Origin of the sequence: Maribacter cobaltidurans (assembly GCF_002269385.1) — a bacterium.
In the GTDB taxonomy this organism is placed as follows: domain Bacteria; phylum Bacteroidota; class Bacteroidia; order Flavobacteriales; family Flavobacteriaceae; genus Maribacter; species Maribacter cobaltidurans.
The window spans coordinates 118,745-130,828 of the sequence record NZ_CP022957.1; the positions used below are offsets into that span (position 1 = coordinate 118,745).

Sequence of the window (12,084 nt, forward strand, 5' to 3'; positions counted from 1 at the left end):
TTGATTGATTTTAAAGATGAATAACTACTTATATGACGAATAAATAGACAAATTGTTACAAAATTAAGGATAAGCTACACCTTTTTTTGTAGCTTTTTCAGCTTCTCGGATTCCTTAAACAGCCTATCATTTAGCTTGTCTATTTTCTTTTTTATTTTTTCAATATCCTTAGGTGAAAGTTTTCCTTTATGGATATTCCTTTCCATTTTATCTTTGAGGGAGCTTACTTGCTTTTCCATTTTGGAAATATCCTTTTTTGTAGACGAAATATCCTTTTCTAGTTTCTCGGCCTTTTTAGCCTCCTTTTCCAAACGATCTTGCTTTTTTTCTTTTTTCTGTTTTTTATTGACCTCCCTCCTAACCTTCCTTAATTCCATCCGTTCCTCTTTTCCCATAGTGTCCTGGGAATTCTCGGTTACCTCTTGTGCAGAAAGGCTAAACCCGTATAAGAATAAAAAGCAAACAAGTAAGAACACTTTTTTCATATTTTCATCTCAATTTGGTCATCCATTGAATGTAATAATAAATACGCTCTCCTAAAAATCAACTGGCAACAACTTTCTAAATGACTATTTTTGCAGTATGAATAGAAACGAGACCATAGTGGCTTTGGCTACGGCTTCGGGAGCTGGTGCCATTGCGGTTATTAGGGTATCTGGAAAAAATGCCATCTCCATAAGCTCGGAGCTGTTTAAGTCTGTAAGTGGAAAAAAGCTCGAAGAGCAAAAAACCCATACCATACATTTGGGCCACATTATGGATGGCGCCCAGATTTTGGACGAGGTCTTAGTGTCCGTATTCAAGGGACCGCATTCGTATACGGGCGAAAACGTGGTCGAGATATCCTGTCATGGCTCCCCATATATACAACAGGAAATCATTCAACTGTTTTTAAGAAACGGTTGCCGAATGGCCGAAGCCGGCGAATTTACCTTGCAGGCCTTTTTAAACGGTAAAATGGATTTGAGCCAGGCAGAGGCCGTTGCCGATTTAATCGCTTCTGAAAACGCTGCAAATCATCAAATAGCCATGCAACAAATGCGAGGGGGCTTTAGCGGTGAAATTCAAAAATTAAGGGAACAGCTATTAAATTTTGCCTCGCTTATAGAATTGGAGCTTGACTTTGCGGAAGAGGACGTGGAATTTGCCGATCGCACCCAATTTAAAGCTTTGGTCAATCGAATACAGGAGGTATTAAAAAGGTTAGTTAATTCCTTTGCCATTGGTAATGTATTAAAAAACGGTATTCCGGTGGCCATTGTAGGCGAACCCAATGTAGGCAAATCCACGCTTTTAAATGCTCTTTTGAATGAAGATCGCGCTATCGTATCGGACATTGCCGGAACCACGAGGGACAGTATAGAGGATGAAATAACCATTAGCGGTATCGGTTTTAGATTCATAGATACAGCTGGTATCCGAGATACTGAAGATGTGGTGGAGAGTATTGGTATAAAAAAAACATTTGAAAAAATAGCACAATCGCAAGTCATCATTTTATTGGTGGATGGAAGTAACTTAAACTTGGTCGATTCCCATACCGATAAATTGTCCAATATTCATTTGGAAGCCAATAAAATTAGAAGTACAAATCCAGAAAAGCCTTTTTTACTTTTAGTGAATAAATCCGATGTGCTTTCGGAAGAAACAAAGAATATCATTAAAACCGAATTGGAGGATGCCCATTTTATTTCGGCAAAAACCGGCAATGGTGTTGATGAATTACAAAACCGGTTACTTGAATTTGTGAATACGGGTGCCTTGCGAAATAATGAGACCATTGTAACCAATAGTCGCCATTACGATTCTCTCTTAAGGGCTTTGCAGGCCATAGAAAAGGTTCAAATAGGTTTGGGCGAAGACCTATCCTCTGACTTAATGGCCATTGATGTAAAGGAAACCTTATATCATTTGGGCGAAATCACCGGAGAGGTTACCAATGATGAACTTTTAGGTAATATATTCGCCAATTTCTGCATCGGGAAGTAAAACCATTTTAAACAAATTAAATGTTTAGTTTTTTTACAAAGAAGAAATTTTTGATAGACTACTTAGAGGGCTTTGTGGACATTCACAACCACATTCTTCCGGGCATTGACGACGGTGCAAAAACAGTCGAAGATTCGTTAGCACTTATTAAAGGTTTTGCCGAGTTTGGCGTAACGGATTTTATCTGTACGCCCCATATCATGGAGAACTATTATCCCAATACTCCAAAAACCATTCGTAATTCCTTAATGTTGCTTCAAAATGCCTTAAAAAAGTACGATTTAAGCAAGGTATATATTGAAGCGGCTGCAGAGCACATGATAGATTCCGGGTTTGAGGGTAGGTTGGAAGAACATAAGATAATGCCACTTGCAGATAATTATATCCTCATAGAGATGTCCTATTTACAGCCTTCTTTGAATCTATATGATATGGTAGAAAAAATTTCTGAAAATAAACTCTATCCTATCTTGGCCCATCCTGAACGCTATAATTTTCTACACGGAAAAATCAAATCCTTTGAAGAGTTCAAAAAGAAAGGAATGCTCCTCCAATTGAACATACTGTCCGTTTCCGGATATTATGGCAAGGAGGTACAGAAGACAGCCTTATCCCTATTGGATAATAACCTGTTGGACTTTGTAGCAACGGACATCCATAACACCAGACAGCTAACTGCTCTTAAAGAAATGGAACTTAAAGAACAGACCATAGATGTACTAAAACCTATCATCGAAAGGACGACCTATAATTTTCGAAAATAAGGTGTACTAGGCAGTTTTAAGATAACTGGAGAAAATTCTCAAGGATTTGATTATTAAAAAATCGCAAACACCGAATTCCAAGATTTAAATAAAAAGACAAAAATACCCCATTTTCAAGGCAAGCCCTGAAACGGGGTAGATTTTTTACAGTAATAAATGTGGATACCCTTGATTGTAGGGCTTGGTTTATTTCTGAATATGGGTATTTAAAATTTCCACCATTTCTTGGTTGTTTTGCTATAGCCATAACCATATTTTCCACCATAACCAAGATTATCCAAACTAACATCATTTACGACAAAAGAAAGATTTTTCAATTTTCCTTCTTCCTTAAGTTGAAGCGGGAATTCAACCGCTTTTGTTTCGGTAACCCCAGCTCGTGTTACATACACAAGATGGTCTGCGTACGGAGTGATTAATAAGGTATCACTTACCACCATTAAAGGGGCCGTATCTACGATAACGTAGTCGTACTTCTGCGAAACGTTATCAAATAGTTCCTTAACCCGATCGCTCATTAAAAGTTCTGCGGGGTTGGGCGGTATTTTACCGGAATAAATGACATCTATGGTATTATGATGCACCAACATGGGATTGATAATATCGCTAACCTCAATAGATTCATTATGAATGTATTCTGTAAGGCCGGCATCCTTGTTTCGTTCCGTACGCTTCATTTTATCCACGGAGTCCCCGGTAAAAAAAGAATAAAATTTCGGATTTCTAATATCCGCACCAATTAGTAACACTTTTTTGTTGGTACTGGCCAATATCATGGCCAAATTTGTTGAAATAAAAGTCTTTCCTTCCCCGGGTACACTTGAAGTAATAAAAACCTTATTGTTCTTCCCTAATACTCCCTCTTTTTTGGATTTTATGAGATAATCCAAATTGGTTCTAAAGATTCGTAGTGACTCAGCCAATACGGAGCGATCATCCTTTATGATTAATTTGGCGTCTTTATTGCCCAGCTTTGGAACTTCGCCCAATACTGGCACATCTTTGGTAATATCCTCAAGACTATGCTTGTTATGTATTTTATTATCCAAAAGATTTTTGGCATAAATTAGGCCAAAGGGCACTAAAAGCCCTAAAATTATAGAAGCCAAATAGGTAATGGCAGACTTTGGTTTAACGGGATTTTGTTGAACCAAATGGGCCATATCGATTACCTTGGATTTAGGAGAACTGGAAGCCATAGCGATTTGCGACTCTTCCCGTTTCTGTAGAAGATATAAAAAGAGGGATTCCGTAGTCTGTTGTTGCCGTTCTATATCCCTCAATTTACGGGAGGTAGTAGGTGCAGAATAAATTTTGGAATTGATTCTCGACAACTGACCTGACAAATTGTTTACCTGTAATCCTAAATTTCTTTCAACCCCGGATAAACTGGATTGTATGGTCTGCTTTAGTCCTGATAATTGTTGATCTAAATTGACAATAATCGGGTTCTGTGCATCTGCACTTTTTAGCAGTCGTTTTCTTTCCAACGCCAATTCATTATATTTAGCGGTAGCACTGGAAATGCTAGGATCTGTTAACCCAACATTGGCTGGAAGCACTTCAAAACCATTCTCCTCGGACAAATATTGGTTCATGCCACTAGCTATGTTCAACTGCGTCCTGGCATTCTCCAATTCTTGTCTATTTGCCGCACTCAAATTGACGGCAATGTTGGATTCACTAGCCAAGTCGGTAATACCTCTTTCCGTTTTAAATTCTTGGGCATCCTGATCTACGGAACTCAACTCCGATGAAATATCCAAAATCCGTTCATTGATAAAATTAGAAGTGCGATCTGCAATTATTTTTTTATCCTCTATGGCATTAGCATTGTATACATAAATTAACCTGTTAAGGATATCTATACTTTTTTGGGGAATGGCATCGGTTAAGGAAATGGTAATGATATTCGATTTGTCACCAGTCGCCTGAATCATTGTCTTAGCCTGGTAACCTTCTGCCACTTTAAAAATGGGGGTAATACTGACTGATAATTTTTTACCTATATAATTTTTAAGATATTTAGCGTCAGGCGTTATGACAATGTCACCAATGGAAGTAGGTATATTTTCTCCGTAGGTATAGGATTTGAAAGGTCCATCCTCTTCAAGACTAAAACCAAAGCTATTCTGATTGTTCGGTTCCAAAAAGAAAACCAGTTCAGATTCATTGATCAAGGAATCGCTCTCAATAAAATTCACGTTGATCGGTCTGTCTGAATATATTTCCGAACTTTTCACATTACCAAGGACCTGGTACTTTATATTTAACTTAAGGTTTTGGACTACTTCAATAAAGTTAGATCTAGAATTTAAAATTTCTATTTCATCCTCAACCTTATTTATCCCGCCTACACCCAAAATATCCAAGTCGTTAAAGGCGGCAAGTTCAGAGGAAGCATTCTGCTCTTCTATAATATGAATTTTGACCTGTCCCGCATACTCAGGAGTGGCATATCGCAAATATAGAAATGCCAAGAGAATACCTATAGTTCCACCTATTACAAACCACTTCCATTTTTTGGTATATACCTTTACTACGTCTTCTATTTCCATTGTTTTGTTATCTGGTCCTCCCATAGTTGTGATAAAAATGAATTACAGAGATTTAAGAATAGCTATACTAATTTGCCCTGGTTATTAAAAGCACAGTAGAAGTAATAAGCACCGAGGCAACGGAGACCCATATAGACGCTCTATTATCCAATGCGGAAGACGTTACAGCAGACCTATTGGGCTCCACATAAATGACATCGTTTTGGGTCAAATAATAAACGGGAGAATTTAGGGCTTCCTTATTGGTCAAGTCTATTCTGTGGTATACCTTGGTTCCATTGAAGTCCCTAATGACCATGACATTTTCACGCTTTCCCTTTATCGTAAGGTCGTTGGCTAATCCCAAAGCCTCCAAAATGGTTATTTGTTCCCCATTTACTGGGTAGGTTCCCGGTGACTTAACCTCTCCCAAAATCGTAACAGTGAAGTTTTTAAGGCGTATGTTGATAATGGGGTCCTTCAAATAAGGGGTCAACTTTTCCCGCAATATCACTTTGGTTTCCTGTGGTGATAGACCAACCACTTTCACACTTCCGATTACAGGGAAATCTATAAATCCATCCTTACTCACAATGTAGTCTATTTTTTCTGGTCTTCCCCCGGCATCCTGCACTCCGCTATATAGATTAAACGGTAAACTCGCTTCTGGGTCCAAAGTAGAAACATGTATCTCAATAAGGTCATCTACCTTGAAGGTTTGTTCGTGTGAATTTTCGGTAATTTTGGTTTCGTAGTCACCAATGCCTTGAAAATAAACAACATCCCTTTGGGAAGCACAAGAGGCCAAGCTAAAAACAATTACGATAACGAAAAATCTAAGGATTTTTGAATAATGAGGTAATTTCATATGTTAAATAGTGTTGGTATAAAACAGGTATTAGGAGGTTTTGACCACTTTTAATTGCTGTATGGAATCCTCCCTTTTATCAACTTTGGAATCCAGATCACAAAGTTTAGAATTTTGGGAAATATATTCAGGTACAATGTCTTTCATCAATTTCACGGTATTGCCGTTGAAAAACATATTCGTGATACAAAGTTCATCAATTTTGGAACGCACTCTTCGGTAATCAATTTCCCTGACTTTACTAATCTTGATTTTATCGTGATAGGTAGGAAGCGTATTCTCGCCGTTGGCCAAAAGTTCCTCATAAAGTTTTTCACCAGGTCTAAGGCCGGTTATTTTAATATCTATATCTTCAGGATATCTTAATCCGGATAGTTTAATCATATTTTTAGCCAAATCGTATATTCTCACGGACTCGCCCATATCAAAAATGAAAATCTCACCCCCTGTTCCCATAGCTCCAGCCTCCAATACCAATTGGGATGCCTCTGGAATGGTCATAAAATAACGCGTAATATCCTTATGGGTCAATGTTAAAGGTCCGCCATGTTCAATCTGTTTTCTAAAAAGAGGAATTACCGATCCATTAGAGCCCAAGACATTCCCAAAACGAGTCGTAATGAATTTGGTTGTTCCCTCCTGTTGCATACAACTTATGTACATTTCTGCAATACGTTTGCTTGCTCCCATGACATTGGTTGGGTTTACGGCTTTATCCGTCGAAACAAACACAAATTTCTCAACGCCATGGATCAAGGATAGGTCGGCTATGGTCTTGGTACCTGCAATATTAATTTTTATAGCCTCATAGGCATTGTACTCCATTAAAGGGACATGTTTGTAGGCGGCAGCATGAAAGACCAAATTGGGTTTATAATCCTCGAACAATTGGTTCATCCTGTTCTTGTCCCTAATATCGCCTACAATGGGTATAAAATTATGAAATCCGTTCTGCTTCAATTCTTGTTGCAAATCGTAGAGTGCGGATTCAGCTTGGTCTACTACAATCAAGGAATTGTAGTTATAATTACAGATTTGCCGTACAATTTCACTGCCAATGGACCCGGCTCCTCCGGTTACTAGGATAGTTTTATTCAAAAGGGCGACTTCTATTTTACTATTTTTTATTTGAATTGGAGCGCGATCCAGCAAATCTTCAATTTGAACCTGTTTTATCTGGGATACTTTTAGCTCCCCATTGATCCAGTCTTCTATAGGTGGAACAATCTTAACGACTATAGGGTAATCCACAAGACCTTCTACAGTCTTTCTTAATTTTAAGGAATCAATATTCTGTATGGAGAAAATAATTTCGGAAATATTATTTTTTGTAATGAAATCTTCGGTCAGGGTCCTTCTAGCAAAAACCGGGACTCCGTTGATTTTTTTTCCTATTTTCTTAACATCCCTGTCAATATATCCCACGACCCTGTATTCACTTTGCGCATGGCTTGTAATGGCACCATGGGTCAAAACGCCGGAATCGCCGGCACCATAAATCAAAACATTTTTAATTGCTTTGTTGCCCTGGTGCATTCCATTATAGATAGATTTAAAAACAAAACGGGATGCAGTAAGGCCTATAAAGGTTATTAGACTGTTGATGATAATTATTGAAAGCGGTATGGTAAACAAATCCAACACCCCGTACAACCTATTACTGAGCACTATGAAAATAACCAATATACTGGATAGACATACGGCGTTGAATATATTGTATACATCGCGCACCCCAGTGTGCCGTACCACCCCCTTAAACGAACCCACCAATAAAAAGGAAACGAAGGAGGTTAATAATACCAAGGGCAACTGGACCAAAAGGTTGTCCACTTCAAAGTTCAAGGTCAAATTAAACCGAATAAGATAGGACAGTACAAACGCAAACGCAACCGTAAAAAGATCTATGACCAAGACCAACCACTTGGAAGCGTATCGTTCTGCATTATAGGTAATATACTTTTGAATCATGATAAAGCATTTTTAATGGTGGCGACAACCCGCTCCAAATCTTCTTGTTCCAAATTTGACCCACTAGGCAAACACAATCCCCTGTTAAACAGGTCCTCGGAAGTACCATCCATAAATTGCGCACATGTACTAAATATGGGCTGTAAATGAAGGGGTTTCCATAAGGGTCTGGATTCAATATTTTCTTCCAATAATGCGTTTCTCAACATTTCCCGCATATCATAACCGGAAGTTAATATACAACTTAACCATCTATTGGAAAAATAATCCTTTGGTTCGGACAAAAAATGGATATCTAAACAGCCTTCTAAGGCCTGAACATAAAAATCATAATTTTTCCTTCGCGCTTTCACCCTGTCCCCAAGAACTTCCATTTGCCCTCTTCCAATTCCTGCGAGCACATTGCTCATTCTGTAATTGTAACCCACATGACTATGTTGGTAGTGCGGGGCATCATCCCTGGCCTGGGTTGCCAAAAATATGGCCTTGTCCCTTATTTCTTTATCTTTGGATACGAGTGCTCCCCCACCGGAAGTTGTTATTATCTTATTGCCATTAAAGGAAAGTATACCAATATTACCAAAGGTACCACAGGAAATCCCTTTATAGGAACTCCCAAGAGCCTCTGCACTATCCTCCAAAATAGGTATCTGAAACTCATCGGCAATTGCCCTAACCGCCTCTATTTTATAGGGCATACCGTATAAGTGAACGGCTATGATTGCTTTGGGCTTTTTAAAATTTCGAATACGATTTTCAATAGCTTTTCGCAATAATTCAGGGTTAATGTTCCAAGTGTCCCTTTCGCTATCCACAAAGATTGGTTTTGCACCAAGGTACAGTATAGGATTGGCCGAGGCCGAAAAGGTAAAACTCTGACATACTACTTCATCCCCAACACCTACCCCCAAAAGCTTCAGTCCCAAATGAATGGCTCCTGTTCCAGAACTTAAGGCTGCGGCATATACCCCCTGGCCCAATTCAACCTCAATGGCTTTTTCAAAACCGTTAACATTGGGGCCCAACGGAGCGACCCAGTTAGTATCAAAAGCCTCATGTATATAGTTTAGCTCTTTACCGCCCATGTGCGGTGAGGAAAGCCAAATCTTTGTAGGTACTTCTGTAGTTTTCAAAATGGTTGTTTAATTTAGGGATACAAATATAGGTTCAAAATTAACCATATTAAGTGCTCAATCCATAGAATTAAGACTATTATTCGTCTAAGACCTAAAAATGATCGGTTAAAGTGACCCAAGATTTCATTTTAGCGAAGCAATAAGGGTTTTAATCTTTAATAATAAAATACACTTTCCATTCACTGTTTAATTGATCATCTTTGTACTTTTAATCCTAATCCAAAATATGGAATTAGCCATAAAAATCTTGGTGCCAACTAGGATGATTATCGGTAAATTGCGTCTAAACTTATTGAAACAAATAAATAGTAACAGATGAAAAAGATTACCAAAATATGTTGCATAGGCGCGGGCTATGTTGGAGGTCCCACCATGTCCGTTATCGCCAATAAATGCCCTCATATCGCGGTCACTGTGGTAGATATAAACGAAGATCGAATTGCCCAATGGAACACCCCAAATTTGGACAACTTGCCCATTTATGAACCCGGTTTAAAGGAAATAATAAGGGAGAGCAGGGGAAAGAACCTCTTTTTTTCAACCGATGTGGACAAAGCCATTGACGAGGCCCAGATGATATTTATCTCGGTAAATACTCCTACAAAAACCTACGGAAAAGGAAAAGGGCAGGCCGCAGACCTAAAATTTGTGGAACTCTGTGCACGCAATATTGCCAAAGTGGCCAAAGAGGACAAAATTGTGGTTGAAAAATCCACCTTACCAGTACGCACGGCTGAGGCCATTAAAAATATACTGGACCATACCGGCAACGGTGTTGTCTTTGAAATTTTGTCCAATCCCGAATTCTTGGCCGAGGGAACCGCCATTGATGACCTTTTAAATGCCGATAGGGTTTTAATAGGCGGGGATGACACCCCTGCTGGAAAGGCTGCCAAAAATGCCCTTAGTGACATCTACGAAAATTGGCTGCCCAAAGAACGTATTCTACAAACCAATGTGTGGTCTTCAGAGCTTTCCAAACTGGTTGCCAATGCCTTTTTGGCCCAACGAGTTTCTTCCATTAACTCCATTTCCGCACTTTGTGAAAAAACAGATGCCAATATTGCTGAAATTTCCAGGGCCATAGGCTTTGATAGTCGAATTGGGCCTAAGTTTTTGAATGCCTCCGTTGGTTTTGGAGGTTCTTGTTTTCAAAAGGATATCTTAAACTTGGTCTATATTGCACGAAGTTTTGGATTAAAGGAAGTGGCCGACTATTGGGAACAGGTGATTATTATGAACGACTACCAAAAGCGGCGATTTGCCGATCATATCATACAGAGCCTGTACAACACGGTGTCCGGCAAAAAAATCGTGCTGTATGGTTGGGCCTTTAAAAAGGACACGAACGATACGCGGGAATCGGCAGCTATTCATATAGCCGATGCCCTAATGGATGAACGCGCAGAAATAGTCGTTTATGATCCCAAAGTAAGTGAAGAAAGAATTTATGCCGATTTGGATTATTTGGAAACCCGTACCCCGGATGAAAATAGGACCCTTTTAAAAGTTGTATCCAACCCTATGGAAGCCAGCAGGGAGGCCCATGGCATAGCAGTTGTTACGGAATGGGATGAATTTAAATCCTATGATTGGACTAAAATTTACGAACTAATGTTAAAGCCTGCCTTTATATTTGACGGTAGGCGTATTTTGGATACACAAAATATGAGGCAAATTGGTTTCAATTATTATAAAATTGGAGAAGCATGAAAATTTTAGTGACCGGAGCGGCGGGCTTTATAGGGTATCACCTTGCAAAGGCACTAATAAAAAATGGACATGTCGTTACTGGCTTGGATAACCTCAATAACTACTATGATGTTCATCTAAAATATGCACGGTTGGGTGAGTTAGGGATTGAACAAAGTCAAGCCGAACCATGGGGCGTAATTTCCAAAAGCAGTACTTTTTCCAATTTTTCATTTATCCGTATGGGTTTGGAAAATCGTACAGAGCTTCCAAAATTGTTTATGAAGGAAAAGTTTGATGTGGTTTGTAACCTAGCCGCCCAGGCGGGTGTGCGATATAGTTTGGAAAACCCCGAAGCCTATATGGATAGCAATATGGTGGGTTTCTTGAATGTTTTGGAATGTTGTCGCCACTATGCCATAAAACATTTAGTTTATGCGAGTAGCTCCAGTGTGTATGGCCTAAACAAAAAAGTGCCTTTTGAAACTAGTGATTGTGTAGATCAGCCGATAAGCCTCTATGCCGCCACCAAAAAAAGCAACGAGCTTATGGCATATACCTATAGCCACTTATTTGACATTCCTACAACAGGGCTTCGATTTTTTACCGTTTATGGCCCGTGGGGAAGACCTGACATGGCCATGTTTTTGTTTACGGATGCTATTATCAAAAACAAGCCCATTAAAATATTTAACTATGGAAATCTAGAAAGAGACTTTACTTATATTGACGATATTACGGAGGGGGTCGTTCGCATCTTGGAAACTCCTTTTGAAAAGAACAAATGCCATAAAGAACTATACAAGGTTTATAATATTGGAAACAATAAATCAGTAAAGTTAATGGACTTCATAACCGTGATTGAGGATACGTTGAAAAAAAAAGCCCAAAAACAGATGCTTCCAATGCAGCCCGGGGATGTGGTAAAAACCTGGGCCAATGTAGACGATTTGATTCAAGATTATGATTATCGCCCCAATACCCCAATAAAATTGGGAGTAAAACGTTATGTTGACTGGTATTTGAAGTTTTATTCCAATTGATTTTTATTTATTCACTTATCTAAAGAGTAAATCTTTTAAACAATTAAACGAAAATACTTTCATTTAACAGTAATTAATAGGAAGTTG

General features: G+C 38.8%; 9 protein-coding genes. 4 read left to right on the plus strand and 5 right to left on the minus strand.

What is annotated here, in order from left to right; translation table 11 throughout:
* Positions 1-74 precede the first annotated feature (74 nt).
* Entirely contained in the window at positions 75-485 is a 411-nt protein-coding gene (locus CJ263_RS00500) for a hypothetical protein (protein WP_094995464.1), read from the minus strand.
* Between the two features lie 97 nt (positions 486-582).
* On the opposite strand from CJ263_RS00500, the gene mnmE reads away from it, so the two are divergent.
* Together mnmE and CJ263_RS00510 are read left to right on the plus strand one after the other, a co-directional pair.
* Complete coding sequence (gene mnmE, locus CJ263_RS00505) at positions 583-1,989, plus strand: tRNA uridine-5-carboxymethylaminomethyl(34) synthesis GTPase MnmE (RefSeq protein WP_094995465.1); 1,407 nt, start codon at positions 583-585, stop codon at positions 1,987-1,989.
* Between the two features lie 50 nt (positions 1,990-2,039).
* Complete coding sequence (locus CJ263_RS00510; protein ID WP_229702368.1) at positions 2,040-2,753, plus strand: tyrosine-protein phosphatase; 714 nt, start codon at positions 2,040-2,042, stop codon at positions 2,751-2,753.
* 206 nt (positions 2,754-2,959) lie between these two features.
* Here the strand turns inward: CJ263_RS00510 and CJ263_RS00515 are convergent, their stop codons facing one another.
* From CJ263_RS00515 to CJ263_RS00530, 4 genes are all read right to left on the minus strand, one after another.
* Entirely contained in the window at positions 2,960-5,311 is a 2,352-nt protein-coding gene (locus CJ263_RS00515) for a GumC family protein (RefSeq protein WP_229702367.1), read from the minus strand.
* Positions 5,312-5,378: 67 nt separating this feature from the next.
* Positions 5,379-6,158, minus strand: coding sequence for a polysaccharide biosynthesis/export family protein (locus CJ263_RS00520; protein WP_094995468.1), 780 nt, complete (start codon positions 6,156-6,158; stop codon positions 5,379-5,381).
* Positions 6,159-6,188: 30 nt separating this feature from the next.
* On the minus strand, positions 6,189-8,126 hold the full coding sequence (locus tag CJ263_RS00525; RefSeq protein ID WP_094995469.1) for a polysaccharide biosynthesis protein: 1,938 nt from the start codon (positions 8,124-8,126) through the stop codon (positions 6,189-6,191).
* Complete coding sequence (locus CJ263_RS00530) at positions 8,123-9,211, minus strand: DegT/DnrJ/EryC1/StrS family aminotransferase (protein ID WP_094995470.1); 1,089 nt, start codon at positions 9,209-9,211, stop codon at positions 8,123-8,125. The genes CJ263_RS00525 and CJ263_RS00530 overlap by 4 nt, the downstream gene beginning before the upstream one ends.
* A gap of 366 nt (positions 9,212-9,577) precedes the next feature.
* Between CJ263_RS00530 and CJ263_RS00535 the strand changes: the two genes are divergently transcribed.
* Both CJ263_RS00535 and CJ263_RS00540 read left to right on the plus strand, forming a co-directional pair.
* A complete protein-coding gene (locus CJ263_RS00535) occupies positions 9,578-10,975 on the plus strand; it encodes a nucleotide sugar dehydrogenase (RefSeq protein WP_094995471.1) in 1,398 nt (465 codons plus the stop codon).
* On the plus strand, positions 10,972-11,997 hold the full coding sequence (locus CJ263_RS00540) for an NAD-dependent epimerase (protein WP_094995472.1): 1,026 nt from the start codon (positions 10,972-10,974) through the stop codon (positions 11,995-11,997). The genes CJ263_RS00535 and CJ263_RS00540 overlap by 4 nt, the downstream gene beginning before the upstream one ends.
* The last annotated feature ends 87 nt before the right edge of the window (positions 11,998-12,084 follow it).

Coding starts and splice junctions, on each gene's coding strand:
- CJ263_RS00500 (WP_094995464.1), bottom strand. CDS start 485: ATGAAAAAAGTGTTCTTACTTGTTTGCTTTTTATTCTTATACGGGTTT.
- mnmE (WP_094995465.1), top strand. CDS start 583: ATGAATAGAAACGAGACCATAGTGGCTTTGGCTACGGCTTCGGGAGCT.
- CJ263_RS00515 (WP_229702367.1), bottom strand. CDS start 5,311: ATGGAAATAGAAGACGTAGTAAAGGTATATACCAAAAAATGGAAGTGG.
- CJ263_RS00520 (WP_094995468.1), bottom strand. CDS start 6,158: ATGAAATTACCTCATTATTCAAAAATCCTTAGATTTTTCGTTATCGTA.
- CJ263_RS00525 (WP_094995469.1), bottom strand. CDS start 8,126: ATGATTCAAAAGTATATTACCTATAATGCAGAACGATACGCTTCCAAG.
- CJ263_RS00530 (WP_094995470.1), bottom strand. CDS start 9,211: ATGGGCGGTAAAGAGCTAAACTATATACATGAGGCTTTTGATACTAAC.
- CJ263_RS00535 (WP_094995471.1), top strand. CDS start 9,578: ATGAAAAAGATTACCAAAATATGTTGCATAGGCGCGGGCTATGTTGGA.
- CJ263_RS00540 (WP_094995472.1), top strand. CDS start 10,972: ATGAAAATTTTAGTGACCGGAGCGGCGGGCTTTATAGGGTATCACCTT.